The organism is Alicyclobacillus fastidiosus (assembly GCF_026651875.1).
GTDB classification, from domain to species: domain Bacteria; phylum Bacillota; class Bacilli; order Alicyclobacillales; family Alicyclobacillaceae; genus Alicyclobacillus; species Alicyclobacillus fastidiosus.
Genome location: NZ_CP104068.1, coordinates 17,410 through 35,816 on the forward strand (window position 1 = coordinate 17,410; position 18,407 = coordinate 35,816).

Sequence of the window (18,407 nt, forward strand, 5' to 3'; positions counted from 1 at the left end):
CCGTTGTTTAGGCGCCTATTCGAAATTTGTTGGTAGTACAGCTCTATAAAGAGAGTAGAAGTAGTGGCAGGTGAAGTCCTTCAGTGAAGTAATGATGCTCGATGGAATGACCGGCAATGTAGGGAGAGAGGGCGTATGTCAATTGGACATGCGCCCTTAATGATCCTCGTCGTTCTCTACTTTGGGCGGTCCATATACCTCTGTCATCGCCGAACGGGTGACCAGGACGGTGGCACCGCTCTTACGATATCCGTCTTTCGGGAAACGCTCGTCAAGCATCCGGTGACGTAAAGTACTGACTCCTTTATCCCACATCTTTGCTGCTTCAGTGATGGTCAAAACCTCATGTAAACACTGATGTTTTTTCATAGTTCACTCCCCAATCTTGAAACTTATCATACCACGAATTCGTTCGGTGTACACGCTGCTGAAACCGGAAGTTCTATCCACGGCAATAGTCTCCATTGGGCAGTTAGGAGGGAAAGCCCCAAAATAGGGTCTTTCCCTCTGGTTAAAAGGGTTTGTCCGTTCTTCGCTGTCAATGGACTTTCGCGGCATATGCTCGGCTACGCCTGCGCTATTCCACGACCCATTGACACCGCGTTTTCATCGTGTTGAAATCGAGATTTTCCTTGGTATATAAAGATTTTTTAGCTTTTAAATACAACGAATTCGTGGTATAATTGGTTTGTAAGAGATTACGAACATGGGAGGTAGAAACAGTGGAATTGTGGCCAGCTTCACTTGCAGAAATCACACCTGATTTGTACGCGACGGAGGAGGTAGAAAGCGAAGACAAAGAGGTGGTAGCGAAGTTCTTTGCGCTTGGGTCGAGCCTAACGTGGTATGTGGTGGAAGCTCAGAAACTGGAATTTGGGGATGTTTTGTTCTTCGGATACGTCCACACTGGCGACTGGAACAGCGAATGGGGGTATTTCACTCTCAAAGAGCTTGAGCAACAACGGTACCTAGGCGGTATCCCACGCATAGAGCGTGACCTTCATTTTGAGAAAAAGCGTTTTGGTGAACTTGACCTTGAGCAGTAAGAAAAGCGTCAAGACAAACGAAAAGGACTCTCCGTTGCACCGGAGAGTCCGCCCTCTAGAAAACATTGTTGCGGTAAGTGTATATCACGACCTTTATCTCGTCAAGAAACGGAGCGATTATAGATGACATTCAAAATTCTGGGGCTTATCGGGTTGTTACTTTTTTTCGCCGTCTGGTACGGAATTAACCGCGTGGAGGACATCCTTAGCGATTACAAGCGGATCAATGATGATAAACACCTTTCAAGGAACGCCGCTCGATGAGGGCGTCACAGTTAACGCAACTGCACGAGTCAGCACTTCTCGACAAGATTGTGGAGCTGTACATGAAGGGGACACTGGCCACCCAGTTCCCCCTTCATCGGGAAGATATCGAAGCAGTGACGGACGGATCGCAAAACCGAGAGGAGATCGCCTAAATGAGCACCGCAACCCTTGATAAATCTGTAACATGTCAGTTTCTCCTTAAAACCATTGTTGAGATGGCGAGGGAGGTTCAGTCTCTTCAAGAGCGTCACATCCTGCCGAGAGATATGTCCAGCGTCGAACTGACAGCGTTTATTTCAGCTTGTGCCAGCGTGTTCAACGAGAAATACGGGGAGCAGTACAGGCAGTCTCAAAACAAGTACCTCGATGGTTACTATCATGCGGTCGATTATTTCCTGCTGAAATGCATCAAGGAACAGTATCCCGAGGAGATGGAACAGGCGAGATTGGCCGCACCAGTTGCGATCATTCGATGGCACCGTGAAGACATAGAAGTGGCGCTCAAGCAAAGAAGCATCGAGGCGACACCTGAGAACGTGGAGCGCTTTGTCCGAAGCACAGCGATGAAGACACTGGAAGAACGTTCAGTAGCTGAGGGATGGGTAATCATCGATGACTGTTTACCTGACGTATTTGAAGCCTGATTCAAGCGGTGGGGCAAGGATTCCCTTGCCCCTTGAAGGAGAATAGAAATGGCAAAAGACCTATGGATGCCCGTAGCGTTCCAACAACTAGACCTATTTGACATCGCGGATCGGAATGAGTGGGAGCAAAAGAGTCAGGCATCGCGCATTGACCCGAAGGACTTCCGAATAGGGGACATCTTCTATGTGAAGTGGGGGAATGGGTTGGACTTTGAAGGCAGACTCGCCGCAAAGGGTTGGTGGTGCGACCGAGAGGACTTGAAGAACTACCACTGGCTTGATACGGGTACAGGGTTCCGTCACTTTGACCCATTTTTGCATGAGTGGATGTATAAGGGGCATGATGATGGCTACCGAGCGCCGAGCAAAGACGACATCGAGGAAAGGTTACGCGCACGACTGGCCACGGTTCCACTCAAAAATCGAATTGCGACCTATCAACAATTTCAGAACGAGTACCCATACTTGAGTGCTGAATACTCTCCATTGATGCGTGAAGCGTGGGACAAAGCGATTGTTGCAGTCACGACCCTCGATGAGTTTCTGGCAGCTCGTAAGGACTGGAGTTGTCCGGTAGACATTCCACCCAAACTGACGAAGCAGGTTCAACAGTACGTGGAAAGCGTATTTTGGAAGCCAAAAGACCTCTGGAGAGAGGAGCTTATGAAGCTTCGATGGACAGAGGGGGGAAAGAAGGATCACTATGTTGCTGGGGTTGCACAACAGGATATGACCTACTGGCGACCTTTGTATCAGGCGTTTTTTACAGAATGTCGCACAGCAACAGAGTTGTTTACGTTCATGGTCATGCGCGGAAGAGAGAGTTTCGGTTGGAAGTTCGGTGAATCTTCCCCTGCAAGAGTCTGGGTTGAAGAAGAGGCGTTACAAATCCAACTTGGAGCATAATGAAAACCATCGAAAAGATGAAAACCGCCTAGAAAGGCGGTTTTTATCTGAGAAGCCACAAGTCGTGAGCCATGGATGAACACAGTATATTCCTTACTTCGGTTGCACATGTCACGAACAGCGAGAGAAGCGAAACCCAAAAGGTAGCCCCATGCCTAGAGCATGGGCCTTTTGATGTCGAGTGTTTAGATCAGGCTTCGCCTTGCCCAGGCTACCACGTCCCCCCTCCTCTTAGAGGACCGTGCCTCCTTATCCTCCCTCGCTTCGCTCAGTCCGGTACCGGCACTCAAACCGGCCCTCTAAGTGAGCCTCTGGGACGTCGGTTATTCGCCTTGGGCGAAGCCCCATGCGGGACACACTCGACAACTAAAGGAGAAATGAACCCATGCAAACCAACTCAGCTCTATTTCAAACGCTCTACTTTGTTGAAGGAATCGTGAATGAGTTTAAGGCAGAGCTGGTGCCTTACTCAGTTTCAACCACAGGTAACTTGACCACATTCGCGCTTGAGCTTGAAGTCACTGTTCCGGGTATCAAGTGGGTAAAAGTCACACTATCTGGAGGTTGGTGTGTTGAGACTGGGAAGGGGTATTTTACCCATCTTGCATGTCGGGGGAGTGCGACCATTGGGGAAAGCCGTCGGCAAAGCATCATTGCCGTATTAAAGGGGTTATTTTTTGGTTTTGAGCTTTCAGACGACCAGCCGGAGGGTGTCTATACAAAATCGGGAACGTATGAACAACGGACACAACTGATCCGTAAAATTGAACGTTCTCAACTTACACCGCTCTATAAAAAGACGTATCGTGACATGGAATTTCTAGTGTGCTTGTACCAGAACCACCTTGTTGAGTCTTACGACTACGGAATGGATTACATCGATGAAAAGGGCACGAAATATCGCATCATGAGAATGGTTACCGGCTTTGAGAAGGTAAATCGCTTTTTATTGTCGGTCGAGGAGTATCGGGATGGCTATCGGGCATTTCACCAGGCTACTGAACGAAAAGAGACGTCCATCGAGGTACTTCACCCATTAGTCGAGGCCATGCCACCTGAATTGTCTGTTGGCACAGTCGTATACGATACGGAGGAACGCTGTTACGCTCGCATTATTGAGGTTGACCAAGAGTTACATTTACAACATGAAAGTAGTGCAGGGAAGAGCAGTTGGGAGCCGTTTATTCTTTCATCGCGGTACGAAGTTGTGCAGGATACTCCGTTTGAAGTACCGACCAGCGGCCTTTACTTCGATACAACCAATCGATATCTATATCGAGCTGTGTTCGAGCGACCTAACTACCTGGTTGTTGCTCCAGCTCACAACGGAACTTTTGAATCACGTAGATGGAGTGTTGCCAAGGCTAAAGACCGTAGACCTTCCCAGCAATCCACTATCGCTTGCTTAGTGTTCGTATGTAAGAATTTAGTTGGTGATGGATATGCTGTTTACACCGCTAAAGCCCATGTTACTAGGTATGCGAAAGGAGCCGTTTGATTCGACTCGTTACTTGTTTGAGCCGAAGGCTGATGGCTGGCGTTTACTTCTTCATAAACAAGGTTCACGTATTGAGGTCTACACCAGGAATGGGAACGTCGTCACGAAGCAATTTCCTGAATTTCAGTCTCTTGCCTCTCTCATCTCGTCTGATGAAGTTATCCTCGATGGGGAAGGTGCCTGTTTTTCCGACAACCGGTTTTGGTTTGAGCGGTTTGATTCTCGCGCTCGGCTTAATAACCCGAACAAAATCGTTCGTGCTTTACAGGAGCATCCTGCTACGTTCTTTGTCTTCGACGTGCTCTATCGTGATGGTGAGAGCTGTATGTCTCTAGATTTACTGCAACGCAAAACCATCCTTCACGACATCGTGTTGCCTGGTCCTCACATGTCCATCGTTCCGTTTGTGGAGGGTGAAGGCATTTCTTTGTGGGAACAGACCAAAGCACTTGGTTGGGAAGGGATTGTAGCCAAACGGTTACCTAAGAGCGCGTACCGCCTAGAGACGCGATCTGATATGTGGTTGAAGATAAAGCATTGGACATATGCGGACGTATCGATTCTTGGTTACCAACGATCGCCATTCCGCTTGATTGTTGGGGACGTTGACTGCGAAGGGAAGCTAGTCCTGCTTGGTTCTGTAGAGTACGGCTTTCGACAGGAAGAAAAAACGGCATTTCTTCGGATTGTTCCACAGCTTCACACGTTAGAGTCGAAGGGGATTCAGTGGGTTAGGCCGAGTTTACGCGCCCAGGTGAAATTCTTGGATCGGACTTCTAAGGGAAAACTTCGCATTCCGTCATTCGAGAAATTCATCATCTAGAACCACTTTGGCCACCGGACGCCCACCCGTTTTCGCTACCGAGCTAACTTTCGAGCAGAGCACTCGAAAGTGGATCTCGGCTTAACGCTCATAAGCGCTGCGCGCTCACCACGGGTCCCGGACTGGTGGAAAAGCATGAACTGAAAAGAGAACAGCAAAGTGGATACCCCATGCCTTTGGCCTGGGGTTTTTTATCGTCTCGTGCTGGGTTACGGCTTCGCCTTGCCTAGGCTATCATCGGCCCCCCTCCAAACAAAGGGCCGTGCCTCCTTATCCTCCCTCGCTGCGCTCAGTCCGGTACCGGCACTTACCCCTTTGCCTGGAGCCTCTAGGCCAATGATTTTGAGCCTAGGGCGAAGCCACCCAAGGCTTACACGAGACGAACTGGAGAGATGGAAAAGATGGGAAAGCGAATCGATGAAGCAGTACAAAAACTTCTGGTGATGTGGGAGACAGGTGACATGCCGGAGGTTATTAAACATACGACACTGGCGCGTCAAAAAGGTGAGCGGCCTTGCGATAGTTGGAGCTTGGCGAATCAGATTTTGATGCTTCTTGGTTTGACGGAGGACGCACGGGGATTTCGGCAATGGGAGCAAGTTGGCCGCAAGGTGAAAAAGGGCGCGAAGGCGATCTATATCTCGGGACCGTGCAAACATACGCGTGAAGTCGTTGATGAAGATACCGGCGAGAAGGTAAAGCGGACATTCATTTCGGGATTTAAAGACATTCCAGTATTTCGCATCGAGGATACCGAGGGCAAGCCGGTCGAAGTCACCAAACCGGATTACAGTCCACAACAGCTACCCCCACTGATGGATGTGGCCGAGGCGTGGGACATTCCGGTGAAGTACACAGCAGGCGATGGGCGCGCATATGGTTCCTATCTCTCAACACCGGATCGTTCATTTGAACAAATCGTATTGAGAACGCATGACGCCTCGACGTTCTTTCACGAGCTCAGTCATGCAGCGCATAACCGCATTCGGCCCCTTAAAGGTGGTCAGGACCCCTTCCAAGAGATTGTGGCCGAGACGTGCGCGGCGGTCCTCTGTCTGATGTATGGATACGAAGGACATGTAGCCAACGCCCGAAAGTACGTCGCACACTACGCTAAAGTGAAACCGGAGGAAGCAACCAAAGGTGTCATGAGAGCACTGAGTGACATCGAGAAGGTGCTTGACCTGATTCTTTCCACGACGGCGCAACCGCAGGAGCGTACCGCGTGAGCGGTACCTCCACAAAGGAGGTATTCACAATCACTGAAATGGTGAATTTATTCGCTGGAAACATCGGCGGAGGACTGGTGTAAGCTAAACATCAAGGCATGAAAATCCTTGATATATAAGCGTTTTTCATGTTGCATATACGACGAATTCGTCGTATAATAAATGTATAAAGAAGGAAAGGTGATGAACATGACACCGGACATTGAGCAGCAGATTCGCAACATGTATTTGGAGCTCCGCGCTAGGGAGGAATTAAATCATGACCAGGCGATAGCACTCGATGGGCTACTGGGTGGAGCGGATGCGAAACTTGTCTGCAAAGGTTCCGAACTGGCTTATTCCATTGCCGCAGATATGGTGTATCAATTGTTGAGCTGTTTTGAGAAAATACGAATCGCCGCTTGAAAGGTGGGAGTGACCCTCGTGATCAAGGAGATTCAACGAATCAAATTCAATTTTGGATGCAAGAGTTACCCTGAATGCCATCATGTAAAGGCTACTCTAATCGATTTGGTGTCAGGTGAAAAATATGCTCTGTGTGTCGTCATGGCGAGTCAGATATTGGATATCCTTGATCGGTATCCACGATTGAGAGTGATTCAGGCACACGTCGATGAGATTTCGATACTACCCCTATTTCAGGATGCGATGTAGCTCAGGCCGAGGAGCGCACGTACATCAAAGACGCGTCGGGCGCTCATGAATAAGTCTGAAAGCAAACAGACCCCGATTTTCCACTCCTAGGCTATTTAAGTCGATTTAATACAAACTCCAGCATCATAATAATTCCTTTTTCAACCAGTAAGATATCTCTATTTTCCCACCCAGGAGTATGTTCTATTTTCGAAGCGAATTGAAGGTGATACTCCAATAATGCATCGAGCTCGTCTTTGATTGTGATTTCTGGATTTTGTTCCATGTTCTCAAATCCTTGTCTTTAAACTGAGTGCGTCCCGTAGGGGCTTCGCCCAAGGCGAAAGACCCACGTCCTAGAGGCTCACTTAGAGGGCCGTTTTGAGTGCCGGTACCGGACTGAGCGAAGCGAGGGAGGATAAGGAGGCACGGTCCTCTAAGAGGAGGGGGGACGTGGTAGCCTGGGCAAGGAGAAGCCGACCCTAAGCACTCAGTGTCAATCAAAAGCAGGCGATAGCCTGGTAGCCAAACCTATGTCCTGTCATTTAGTTTGAAATCATAAAATATCATGTAATATTATTAAATGCTTTTTTGATGTATTTTGTCGCCTGTAATTTTGTGCTGGTTACTATGTTTTAATATTTTATAGTACTTTATGATACTAGTTTTAGTTGATTTGGTGCGCTTCGAAACCAAGAGCGAATCGTGGGATGTCAGCGGGCACCTTCGGACGTCAGTAACCCCCGGTGAGAGCCAGTAACCCCCGGTGAGAGCCAGTAACCCCCGGTGAGAGCCAGTAACCCCCGGTGAGAGCCAGTAACCCCCGGTGAGAGCCAGTAACCCCCGGTGAGAGCCAGTGACCGCCGGTGAGAGCCAGTGACCGCCGGTGAGAGCCAGTGACCGCCGGTGAGAGCCAGTGACCGCCGGTGAGAGCCAGTGACCGCCGGTGAGAGCCAGTGACTCCCGGTGAGAGCCCGTGACTTGTGTTTTGTCAAGAAGATTTCCCTGGTTTTATCATCACTTTTTCCTTGGTGTAATCATCGATTTTTCCCTGGTGTGATCAACTAAAATCCCCTGGTATTATCACGAGAATTCCCTGGTGTATTTCCAGTTCTGTTTGGGTCATTTTTGCCGCATCAATGCGTGTTTTAGTCGGTAGCTTTCTCCCTCAAACACAACAAGTTGTCCATGGTGCGCCAGACGGTCAATCATTGCAGCAGCCATCTGGTCATCCGTGAAAATACCGCCCCATTTGGAGAACTCCAGATTCGTGGTGATCACCAAACTTCGTCTCTCGTAACTAGCTGCAACCACTTGAAATAATAGCTGCGCCTCTTCACGGTCCATCGGAAGGTAACCCCACTCATCAATGACCACAAGCTGAGCCTTTTCTAGTTCCTTCATTATGCGTTCTAAAGATCCAGCGCGTTTGCTCTCGCTCAGTCGTGTCACCAGGGATGCTGCGGTGAAAAACCTCGTAACAATTCCCATCTCACACGCTTTCGTTCCTAAGGCAATGGCAAGGTGTGTCTTACCAGTGCCGACAGGACCATACAGAACGAGGTTCTTTTTCTCCTGGACAAACTGACACGAAGTCAGTTCATCCAGGGACAAGGTAGAGGGCAGGCGAAGTGAACTGAATTCGTACCCCTCCAGCGTTTTTCGTACAGGGAACGCAGCTCGTTGAAATAAACGAATTCTCCGCTGACGCTCGCGGTGCTCCAATTCCTCCCGGAACACCTTATGTAGAAACTCCTCCTGTCTTGGCGTAGCTTCTAAATCGCATAACCGTACCGCATTCTGACTCAGGATTAATTGTCGGCAGTATTGTGAGATTTCTAGTCGTATCTCACTGCGGTCCATGCACTTCACCTCCGAATGCGGGTAGTAAAACATCATACTGGCTCATGTCGGGTCCAGGCTCCCCTGGCGTATCCAGACCGTAGTGAGCAATCCGAGCCGCAACAACTGCTGCATTGACCTCAATGCCTTGTGTGCGTTTGCGAACAATTGCTTCCTGTATCGAAGTCACCGCAACGTCCAAGCCATATTGGTTAGACAAATCCTTCATGAGGCGTAACGCTTGCCGTAACCCACTCTTGTCCTGCTCATCCATGTAATCACGAACCTCGTAGGACATTTGGCTACGCATCAGGCTGTTTCGCCATGCTCCTGGTTTTACAATCAATTGATCTAGCATCGTTAACCAGTCGACTGTGTCTGTCCGCTCTGTACCGAACTCCCTTTCGTGGCGAGAGATAACGTCACCCGCTTCATCAAGTGGTTCAATGAAATGTGCGCCGATCCGGACAATAATCTCCCGGTCTGCATACAGCGGCGAGGAAGAATAAGTGTGCTTGCCATCAAGTATGAACTTGCCATAGCCGTTGGTCTTTACATGCCCATATCGGCAAGATTCAAACGGCGCGTTTGGGAGTGCTCGCATGGCTTCCTTGTCCTTCTCAAACAACTCGCAGATAGGTACTCCTTTCTTGTAGTGCTCGCGGCTATTATCCAAATCGCATAGTTCGAATAATTCAGTGTTCCACTCATGCAATGACACTTTGGATGGTAGGGGAACCATGTAATTTCTCCGAGCGTAACCAACCTTGTTCTCCACATTTCCTTTTTCATGACCGCTATTCGGATTGCAGAATGTAATCTCAAATCCGAAATGGGCTTGGAATCGCTTAAACAACTGTGTAAGGCGAACTAGCTCTCCAATTCGCCTGCCGGCTGCTGTGGCATTGTCAATCACAAGTCGTGACGGAACACCCTCAATATGATAAAAGACGTCCATTAATCCTTGGCATAAGCATTCAGCAGTTTCACCGAGAAAGCACTGAACAAATCCTGCATTGCTATGCGGGAAAGATACCACCAGATACTTCGTAACGCGTCGCACGCCGTTTACAATCACATCACATTCACCAAAATCAGCCTGAGCCTCTCCAGGATGCCACTGAAGTTCAAGATAGCCCTTCTTACTAAGGTGCTGGCGTTGACGAAATGCGGTCACGTATCGGTTCACGGTCGGGTACGAACAGTTGAACTCCGGAAACTTTTTCACGAGTCGGTCATATACTCGCTTCCCCGTATGACGTTGCTTGTACCGATTTTTAGCATCTTGAAGAAGCCATGCATCAATGGTTGGTTTGTAGGGATCCAACTTGGATGGCTTAGACACTGGCACAGGCAGCCTTGGGGAGAAGTCCTCCTGCTTCATGTATTTCCGAACGGTCTTGGGATCTAGCCCCAATTCCTTTGCAATCTGATACGCTCCTTTCTCTTGGAGTTGCAGTTCCTTGATCCGGTGAATCTGCTCCATACTCATCGTCATCCTTTCTCCTCCTCGCATTTCTACAAAGAGGATTGTAAGAAGCAAATGACACAATTAGGAGAGATACACCAGGGAAATTTCCAGATCAGATCAGGGATTTCCTGATGACATCAGCAAGGATTTCTTAATGATTAGATCAGGGAATTTCTGATGATCGAAACCTCCATTTTTATTTGACCATACACACCCGTGACTCCCGGTGAGAGCCCGTGACTCCCGGTGAGAGCCCGTGACCGGGCGCCCCTCAGCGAACCTCCAGCGAACCTCCAGCGAACCTCCAGCGAACCTCCAGCGAACCTCCAGCGAACCTCCAGCGAACCTCCAGCGAACCTCCAGAGCCGACAAGCCAGCGGGATTTGTGGACGCCTGGGCTCTAGAGGAAGTTGTTTCGTTCGCGGAAAACACGCTCTCGAAACTCGCCCAGCCGCCCCCAAATCCCGGTCCAACGTCTCACATCGTCCCTCTTGTTGCGTTCCACAACCGGCGTCGCAAGGTAGGAATCCCTCACCAGCGCGTGAGCCCTGGTAAAGACATCCCAGGTCTCACGTGAGGAATTCTCGACACCGGCTGCGGAACGCAGAGGCACGAAGTGAGACGTAGTGCAGGATAAAGAGACACCAGTTGTATCTCAAAAGCCTTGCTGCGCAAGGCTTATTTATATGGTTTTTCTTATTAAATTTGCTGGTTTTTTTAAGAGATGATTGATTTGACAGGTATAAGTAGCTGGTTTTACAATTAACCATATGACAAACCCAGGAATACGGATGTGATTGTTTTGGCAAAACACACCTTTGAATTGACGACCGAAGCAAGTGCAATGCTCAAGCAATACAGAGAAAACCGACGGAGCCTAGGGGTTAAAGTCAGCTATAACGACATTGCTTCCGAAGCCATCAAACTTTACTGCTTATCTCAACAACGTGACAGGGCAGAGGAAATTTTTGAAAAAGCGATGGAACATCGTTTCCAAAAATTTGAGAGTCGACTTGCTTCCATGGTCGCAGCTGTTGGTGTGGATGTTGCGATGATTCTGAGTGAGACTTTGGAGACGATTGCTGCTTACGAAGAAAATCAGGGCAAAAAGTATCAAGACATTTACCAGGAGTTAAGACAAGAGGGAGTAGCGTTGTTTAATCGACACAGGGCATTTAAACTTGATGCCTTCAAATGATATCAGCCCAGATTTTGTGAGGTAGGTTTAAATGGCTCGAAGTATCGTTTTAGTCAGGTACAAAAAAGATATAGATAGTGCACGTAACAATGTGAAGTATATCGGTTTTCGGAGCCGTGAGACGGACGAGGAAGAACGAGGACTATTCAACCGTGATATCGACCATGGGGCGGATTATGAGATATTCCTCAATAAGATTGAAAATCATCCTGCGCTTCAACACGAAAACACGGTGAAAATGCATACAATGATTCTCTCGATGTATGAAAGTGACTACCGAGCATTACTGGATAGTGGATCAAACTTGAAGGAACTTGCCCGTGAAGTGATGTCCGACTTGGAAGAACGGAAAGGTATGAAGTTGGAGTGGATCGGTGCGGTACATGAAAACTCGGGTCATCCCCATGTACATCTAGGTATCATGAGTGTTGGGGTCACAGAGGATGGGAAAGCTCGTCGCCTGTATATCGATAAGGAGAGTGACCTGCCTTGGTTACGGGAGAGATTTCTCGAAAAGATTGAAAGACGAGTGCCAGGTTTTGAACACGACCATAACAAGGAACGGGATCAAAGAGTACAAGAACGTGCAAAGGTTCGTCCTGCGTCTCGAAACATGTCCCATTCCCTGAATTCACTAGCCCATACATATCACGACCGGATAAAGTCAGAAATGAAGGATAAGAGAAATCGCCATCGTAGAACGAAGCGGGCAACGTCACGTATTCAACAACAACGTCAAAACCCAACACAAAATCATGACCGTTAGAATGGGTTTTAGAATACGAGACGATACAGGGCTGTATTGATTATGTCGTAAACAGGAATGTCGTTTTCTACCCCTAGAAGCTTAAGTTTTTTGTACTTTTCTGGGTCAATCTGGATAGACCAATCCTCTTGCCGTCCCATTTCGAAAAGTTTTGGTTCGGTTTCTCCTTTTTCAGCGATAGTTTCAAAATAGCTATCCACTGCTTCGTCTACGGTTTCCCAGATCTTTAATCCATTACGAATACCGAAGACACGCACTTCTTCTTTTAACTTCTCAGGTAATGTAATAATCCATGTTTTTCGAGATGCCATAAACATTCCCCGCTTTTTTTACTGGTGTATAGTTTAATACTATCTGCATTTTTATGTTATATGGTACAATACAACTGTCTGGAAAGAAAGGTGTATTTAGCTATGCTAGTGTTACTGATTCGCAATGAGGCCATTTATAACCGAATCGTTCAAAATGTAGATGCTAGTCATATTGCGCCGTATATTCCTGATTTCACTGGTTTTCAGACATGGATCGTTGATAATACTCGTCCAACGGCTGCGTTACTTGATCCACAATGGCAGAGGGTACGGGAAGCCGAGCAGCTGCTTACTCGCATGGGAGTTCCTGTTGCAGATTTTACAGGACAATTCGCTGAAGCCGAAGCATGGTTAACCGAACACATATCTGTAATGGATAACGGAGTAGTCGAGGGACTTGATGAAGTCAATGAGCCGGTGGATTCACAACAAGATACGACTTCTCAAGAACCTTCCGTTTTAGAACCAACTGAAAACGAGCCGGTATCTAGGGGAATTGATACTCCAAGCTACTTCTCAAACCGAGTGATGGAGCAGCATGAAAACCCGTTATTAAAACGGCGGCGTCCCAAGAACTTGTCTGAAATAGCTCCGAAGAGGGATGGCGTAACGGAACCAGAATCGACCAAACAAGTACCTGAGCCAACTTTAGAGGTAACACCGACGGTCGAACCTGAACCCGTAAAACCTGAACCACAAATCATTGAACGAGTTATTGAACGACTAGTCGAAAAACCAATTTACATACGTGAAGAACGACATACAACGCTACGTTCCAGTCTGATTTTGGTGGTCGGTATTTGGCCTCGTGCAGGAGCATCCACAATAGCACAAACTTTGGCACACCTTTTTGCCGAGAGGCTTCCGTCTGGGTCCGTCACTTGTATCGAGCATCCTGGTCAGTTACCACGTATGTGGGGGTACTTCAATCTTGATGAACGTGCTCAGAAGTATCGGCACTGGTTAGAGGATGGGGTTGGGCAGACCATCGATGTTCAGGGTGTAAGTTTGGTACCTCTACCGCCAAATCACATCAATTTAGGTGGGCATGAGGAGCGCCTAGTCGAATTTGTTTATCGGCAAATGAGACGTCCGATCACTATCGTAGATTGTGCTCAAGTTACAACTGAAGAACTGCTGTTTAGTATGGCCGATCAGATCGTTTGTGTCCTGGACTGTGACCCTACATTTTTATCGGTATCTGAACTAGGAGAGAAGTATCAAGCTCTTGTACAAAAGCATGGTGGCAAGGTTCTTACAGTCTTAAACAAGTGGACACGCTACGTTAACTATAACGATTCAGGCGGAGCAAAGTTGTTTGCAAAAGCTATAAAGGTACCGTATCTGTCTCCTGACATTGCACAAAAGGCTTTGTGGGATGGTGCATTTATCAGCAGTTATGAAGAAACGACTGAAGATTTGACGCCCCTCAACAACCATCTTGTTTCGCCGTTTGTGCCAGATTCACTAATTGAGCATGAGCCAAGAAAGGCATTGAAAATCCCGTTCTTTAAACGAAGGAGGTCGTTAGAATGAAGACTTGGGTAAAGTACACGGTGGCCGCAGCAGTATTCGCAATCGGAGGACCTGGAAGTATCGCATATAACCAATTCTTGTCTCCGTATTTGAACGATGAAACCGTGTATGTTGCGAGTCAAAACTTAGGTGCGAATTCACCAATCAATACAAGTGACTTCATAGCCCTGCAATTGAAGCGTACCGAGGTGTCCCCAAATGCGATTACAGATCCGACGCAATTAGAGGGAATGTATACTACGCAAACCATGTCAAAGAACCAGCAATTTACTTCTATTGATATTGAGCAAAACCCATTAGCTTTAACTCCTGGAACACAAGACGTACCCATTACATCATCGTGGATCGCTGCAATGTCGCCTACAATTCGGCAAGGGGATTATGTGAAAATCGTGCCTTTACCACCTACGCAAACGAGCATCGCGGTGAGTCCTAATGTAAATGGAAAAAATCCTAATGGGAATAATCAGCCCATTAATTCACTACAGGATCTTGAAAACGCAAATTCATCTTTAGATAACATTCCGGTATTGTACGTGCATACAAGTGACAACCAGGAAGTAACTGACGCGTCATCTTCGACCACACCAACAAGTCGTGATAATGCAAATGGAATGCCAAACAATTTAGATCTTAAGATGACCAACGCACAGGCAGAAACATTGGCTGGGTATATTCAGCAGGGGTATAAGCTTTTTATTTGGGGCACTACCCATAAAAACATCCCAGGTATACGGGGGTAATTGATATGTATGCGATTGGATTCCGACAAGACTTGTTAAATGAGCTTACACAGCAGTTTCATGTAAAAGTCGTTCATACACTATCTGCACTTCCGACTAGTGCAATTGATGAACGCGTTCTTGTTGATTCTAATTCTGTGGACCAAACTGAGGTCTATGAGTATAAATCGGCACGGCCCGAATTTAAGATTACCTATATTGTCGACGAGATCACGCATACTATCGCATCGTTTGCTGCGGCTCACAACATTCATTTGGTGACACCGAGTAAGCTGATTTCCTATCTTCAAGAAGAATCACCGAATGAAAATCCCAAGCCAGTATTAGCGTTTTGGGGCGTACAGCCGCGTTTGGGGACCACCGTGATCGCTTTGTCAGTTGCTCGCAGCCTTGCTAGTGAACACAACCAGTCTGTTGGAATGCTGGGTCTAAATGCGTATAACCCAGGGCATTGGATGTTAAAAGACCATAATCATCATCTAGATAACATCCACTCATTTTTGCAAATGAAGAAATTAAACCGGGACTTGCTTTTAAACTCGATGGAGTATCCGCATAAGGTTCGCTACCTACTTGGAGAGCGTAATCAAACACGTGCTCTTGAGTATCAGGTAGAGGAAATCAGTTATCTCATTGATTTTGCAAGGTCCATTTTTGATGTTGTCCTACTCGATGTGGGAAGTATCCTCAATACTCCATTAGCGCTTCAGGGTCTATCCTTTGCAACACATCGTTATGTAGTAGCCAATGATTCAATCGTGACACAACAGGTATTTGAGTCTCAATACGACTATGTCCTAAGACCTCTTGGGATCGATAAGACTGATCTAATGCTTATTGGCAACCAACTTCGTGGTAAAAGTATGCAAACCTTCGCGAAATCAATTGAGATAACACCTATCGCATCGATTCCGGACCTGCCGGGAATAAGCTTATTCGCAGAGTCCAATGCAGATGGTCTCAAACCGTTTTGGGACGAGAAGCCATTTAAACGTGCGATTGACTCCATTTGTTCCGCTGTTATGGCGGTGAATTCGTCCAATCTTAGTGTAGTAAAGGGGTGAGCGTATGTTAGTGAACGAGATATTACCGGTCGCGCCATTTCTTGCAAATCGATATCTCAGCAGACAACAGACTAAGCGTGTTGCATCTAAGGGTGAGGTGAATTTCAGTAAAGCGATTGAGGGGCTAAAGAAGTATCTAGAGAATAAAAACGACACAAGTTCTATGGCCTATCTTGAACGGAAAAAAGCGGCCATTATTGGTGAACCAGCAGCCAAACAGTTTTTTATTCAGATGATTCATGAGTTTCTAAGGGATAGTCCACAATACCAAAACACTAGGTACCCAAGTTATTACCCAAATCTCCAAGAGGCATTATTTCAGCATCATTTAGGTTTTGGCCCTATGAGTGTGTGGTTTGCGAATCCGACGGAGTCAGCATTGGTAAACGGGACTCAAATCCTATTCGGTGTAAAAGGGAGGAATACGAAGGTACTACAACCCTTTGCGTATGACTCCATTACGCAGGTGGAGAAACTAATCCGTTCGCTCACACTTAAGGATAATAGCCAACAGCTCGATGTCACAAATAATTGGACACAGGTGGATATGTATGATGGGACGCGTGTCACTATTTTTCAACCACCTCTATCCGAAACCTATGTCCTGATATTTAGACAGTATCTATTTAAGGAATACACATTTGAACATGAAGCAGAATTGCGTACGATTCCATCTGATGCTGTCCAATGGTTCAAATACTTAAGTCAGTTAATGCTTTCAACACTGACTACAGGAATCCGTGGTAGTGGGAAAACTACCATGATCAAAGTAATTGCCGGTGCGCGTAACCCCCAATACGGTGTTGTGACGGCGGAAGGCGGTACGTTTGAAGCGCATATGAAACGTGATTTCCCAGAGAGAGCGGCCTATATCATTGCCCTTAAAACGGAACTTGATCAGATGGACGATTTATTTCCGGCCTTTGTAAGGGCAGATGCTCACTATATTATGATTCCCGAAATCCGCAGCCGAGAGGCTGACCTGGCCGTGAAATCTAGGGAACGCGGTAATGGATGGCTTGGCAGTTATCACAGCCCATACGTGTATAATATCCCGCTTGAGTTTGCGGATTTACTCCTTGAGGACCAACCAAATCGGAACCATCATTCGGCCTACGTTCGCGCTGCTCAGGCTATTGATGTAGCAATCACTATGTGGGAAGACCCGAGTGGAAGAAAAATCGTTACCGGTGTCTACGCCTATGAATATGAGCCTGAAACAAAGTCATTTAGCGTGACTACTTGGATGAAGTACAACCGTACAAAAGACAACTGGACATTTCACTCCGAAATGCCGCTATACATGTCAGAGCGACTTCAGGACACTTATCCAGAGGTACTGGAGCTGTTCCTTAATGAGTTTCAGCACCTTGCAGAAAAGTACCCGTTTACTGGCCAAGCTGTGCGAACGGTTCAGATTGGGGGGTAATCCATGTTTCCAGCTTTAGATGTGCTCATTCGTTTAATCCTTTTTACCTGCGCAATTGTGGGTGCGGTAATGCTGTTTCAGGGAGCGTGGAGCGGTGTATACCGGGGATTTCGACGCGCCTACTACGGTGCTAATCAACGTCGGATGCTCCGAGTGAGTAGAGGATTTGGTACACAGCAGTCCAAAGCCAGTGAGAGTTACATATTTTCATCGATCACAGTACACCTAGAAAACGTCCTGCATGCAACGCTCAAAGGGAAATTGCAGACAGTCTCTAATTTTCTCCTGTTCTCGTCGAGTGTCGCTGGTGTGAGTTTTATACTATTTTTTGTACTCATTCATCGCGTAGGCGACGCACTATTACCGGCTCTTTTAGCTTTGTTTGCACCGTATTTGGTACTTCTTGTGAGGAGATATCATGTCGGTATCAATAACAGTTATGAGATTGTCGAATCGATTAACATACTGATCCCGGCCTACCGCCGAGAGCACAAAAGTATGATTCACGCACTCTCATCTACCGTTGAGAAGCTACCTCCTGGTCCAATCCGCCGAGCGTATGGACGTTTGGTGGATCGACTTAGTGATTACGAAACGCCTGAAGAAGCTCGCCTGGCCTTAAGACGTTTTGTCGCTCAACTCGGGACTACATGGGCAATTCAAATGGCTAACGACATTGAACATGCCATTATGGACGGAGTCGATGTGGAGTATAGCCTTGTAGCGATGCACACAGAGATGCAAGAAATACAGGATGCCCTTAAGGATCAGAAACTCGACCGTGCAGACAGTCTACTGGTTGCGATTGTGCCATTCTTCTTCTGGCCAGCATTAATGCAGTTTTTCTATATGCGGATTTCCCACAACATTTATTACTACCAGTTCGACAATCCAGAGGGTTTTAGGTGGTTCTTGATTACTGTCGTTTGCACAGTTGGCTCGTTTATTATTGGTCTTATTTTCTACAAACCGAAACAGGATGTGTAATGGAGGATAGGGGA

At 47.2% G+C, this 18,407-nt stretch carries 20 protein-coding genes; 15 read left to right on the top strand and 5 right to left on the bottom strand.

Annotated features, from left to right (window positions below; all coding sequences use genetic code 11):
* Positions 1 to 156: 156 nt before the first annotated feature.
* Positions 157 to 369 carry a helix-turn-helix domain-containing protein gene (locus NZD89_RS27895; protein WP_268008743.1) on the bottom strand — a complete coding sequence of 71 codons (213 nt, stop codon included), beginning with the start codon at positions 367 to 369 and terminating at the stop codon, positions 157 to 159.
* A 353-nt stretch (positions 370 to 722) separates the two neighbouring features.
* Between NZD89_RS27895 and NZD89_RS27900 the strand changes: the two genes are divergently transcribed.
* The 8 genes from NZD89_RS27900 to NZD89_RS27935 all read left to right on the top strand — a co-directional run bounded on the left by NZD89_RS27900 (position 723) and on the right by NZD89_RS27935 (position 6,818).
* On the top strand, positions 723 to 1,046 hold the full coding sequence (locus NZD89_RS27900; RefSeq protein ID WP_268008744.1) for a DUF2958 domain-containing protein: 324 nt from the start codon (positions 723 to 725) through the stop codon (positions 1,044 to 1,046).
* A 260-nt stretch (positions 1,047 to 1,306) separates the two neighbouring features.
* Positions 1,307 to 1,465, top strand: coding sequence for a hypothetical protein (locus tag NZD89_RS27905; protein WP_268008745.1), 159 nt, complete (start codon positions 1,307 to 1,309; stop codon positions 1,463 to 1,465).
* A complete protein-coding gene (locus NZD89_RS27910) occupies positions 1,466 to 1,957 on the top strand; it encodes a hypothetical protein (protein WP_268008746.1) in 492 nt (163 codons plus the stop codon).
* A gap of 48 nt (positions 1,958 to 2,005) precedes the next feature.
* A complete protein-coding gene (locus NZD89_RS27915; RefSeq protein ID WP_268008747.1) occupies positions 2,006 to 2,863 on the top strand; it encodes a hypothetical protein in 858 nt (285 codons plus the stop codon).
* 385 nt (positions 2,864 to 3,248) lie between these two features.
* Positions 3,249 to 4,361, top strand: a complete 1,113-nt coding sequence (locus tag NZD89_RS27920) for a hypothetical protein (protein ID WP_268008748.1) — start codon at positions 3,249 to 3,251, stop codon at positions 4,359 to 4,361.
* Positions 4,342 to 5,184 (top strand): ATP-dependent DNA ligase, encoded by an 843-nt coding sequence (locus NZD89_RS27925; RefSeq protein WP_268008749.1) that lies wholly within the window; start codon positions 4,342 to 4,344, stop codon positions 5,182 to 5,184. The genes NZD89_RS27920 and NZD89_RS27925 overlap by 20 nt, the downstream gene beginning before the upstream one ends.
* Before the next feature lie 401 nt (positions 5,185 to 5,585).
* Positions 5,586 to 6,413 (top strand): zincin-like metallopeptidase domain-containing protein, encoded by an 828-nt coding sequence (locus NZD89_RS27930; RefSeq protein ID WP_268008750.1) that lies wholly within the window; start codon positions 5,586 to 5,588, stop codon positions 6,411 to 6,413.
* A gap of 183 nt (positions 6,414 to 6,596) precedes the next feature.
* Positions 6,597 to 6,818: a hypothetical protein gene (locus tag NZD89_RS27935; RefSeq protein WP_268008751.1), complete on the top strand. Its 222-nt coding sequence runs from the start codon at positions 6,597 to 6,599 to the stop codon at positions 6,816 to 6,818.
* A gap of 340 nt (positions 6,819 to 7,158) precedes the next feature.
* Here the strand turns inward: NZD89_RS27935 and NZD89_RS27940 are convergent, their stop codons facing one another.
* The 3 genes from NZD89_RS27940 to istA all read right to left on the bottom strand — a co-directional run bounded on the left by NZD89_RS27940 (position 7,159) and on the right by istA (position 10,386).
* On the bottom strand, positions 7,159 to 7,332 hold the full coding sequence (locus tag NZD89_RS27940) for a hypothetical protein (protein WP_268008753.1): 174 nt from the start codon (positions 7,330 to 7,332) through the stop codon (positions 7,159 to 7,161).
* A gap of 836 nt (positions 7,333 to 8,168) precedes the next feature.
* Positions 8,169 to 8,909: an IS21-like element helper ATPase IstB gene (istB, locus tag NZD89_RS27945; RefSeq protein ID WP_268004193.1), complete on the bottom strand. Its 741-nt coding sequence runs from the start codon at positions 8,907 to 8,909 to the stop codon at positions 8,169 to 8,171.
* Positions 8,896 to 10,386 (bottom strand): IS21 family transposase, encoded by a 1,491-nt coding sequence (gene istA / locus NZD89_RS27950; RefSeq protein WP_268005360.1) that lies wholly within the window; start codon positions 10,384 to 10,386, stop codon positions 8,896 to 8,898. The genes istB and istA overlap by 14 nt, the downstream gene beginning before the upstream one ends.
* Positions 10,387 to 11,161: 775 nt before the next feature.
* On the opposite strand from istA, the gene NZD89_RS27955 reads away from it, so the two are divergent.
* Positions 11,162 to 11,557 (top strand): hypothetical protein, encoded by a 396-nt coding sequence (locus NZD89_RS27955; RefSeq protein ID WP_268008754.1) that lies wholly within the window; start codon positions 11,162 to 11,164, stop codon positions 11,555 to 11,557.
* A gap of 31 nt (positions 11,558 to 11,588) precedes the next feature.
* The gene (locus tag NZD89_RS27960) at positions 11,589 to 12,323 is read left to right on the top strand and encodes a relaxase/mobilization nuclease domain-containing protein (RefSeq protein WP_268008755.1); all 735 of its coding nucleotides are present in this window, start codon (positions 11,589 to 11,591) and stop codon (positions 12,321 to 12,323) included.
* A gap of 8 nt (positions 12,324 to 12,331) precedes the next feature.
* Here NZD89_RS27960 and NZD89_RS27965 read toward each other — a convergent pair whose 3' ends face one another.
* Positions 12,332 to 12,634 (bottom strand): hypothetical protein, encoded by a 303-nt coding sequence (locus NZD89_RS27965; RefSeq protein WP_268008756.1) that lies wholly within the window; start codon positions 12,632 to 12,634, stop codon positions 12,332 to 12,334.
* A 102-nt stretch (positions 12,635 to 12,736) separates the two neighbouring features.
* Between NZD89_RS27965 and NZD89_RS27970 the strand changes: the two genes are divergently transcribed.
* From NZD89_RS27970 to NZD89_RS27990, 5 genes are read left to right on the top strand one after another with little or no spacing between them, the layout of a single operon-like run.
* A complete protein-coding gene (locus NZD89_RS27970; protein ID WP_268008757.1) occupies positions 12,737 to 14,170 on the top strand; it encodes a CpaE/TadZ family protein in 1,434 nt (477 codons plus the stop codon).
* Positions 14,167 to 14,913 (top strand): CpaB family protein, encoded by a 747-nt coding sequence (locus tag NZD89_RS27975; RefSeq protein WP_268008758.1) that lies wholly within the window; start codon positions 14,167 to 14,169, stop codon positions 14,911 to 14,913. The genes NZD89_RS27970 and NZD89_RS27975 overlap by 4 nt, the downstream gene beginning before the upstream one ends.
* A 5-nt stretch (positions 14,914 to 14,918) precedes the next feature.
* A complete protein-coding gene (locus NZD89_RS27980; RefSeq protein WP_268008759.1) occupies positions 14,919 to 15,977 on the top strand; it encodes a CpaE/TadZ family protein in 1,059 nt (352 codons plus the stop codon).
* A 4-nt stretch (positions 15,978 to 15,981) separates the two neighbouring features.
* Positions 15,982 to 17,406 carry an ATPase, T2SS/T4P/T4SS family gene (locus NZD89_RS27985; RefSeq protein ID WP_268008760.1) on the top strand — a complete coding sequence of 475 codons (1,425 nt, stop codon included), beginning with the start codon at positions 15,982 to 15,984 and terminating at the stop codon, positions 17,404 to 17,406.
* Positions 17,407 to 17,409: 3 nt separating this feature from the next.
* On the top strand, positions 17,410 to 18,393 hold the full coding sequence (locus NZD89_RS27990; protein ID WP_268008761.1) for a hypothetical protein: 984 nt from the start codon (positions 17,410 to 17,412) through the stop codon (positions 18,391 to 18,393).
* The last annotated feature ends 14 nt before the right edge of the window (positions 18,394 to 18,407 follow it).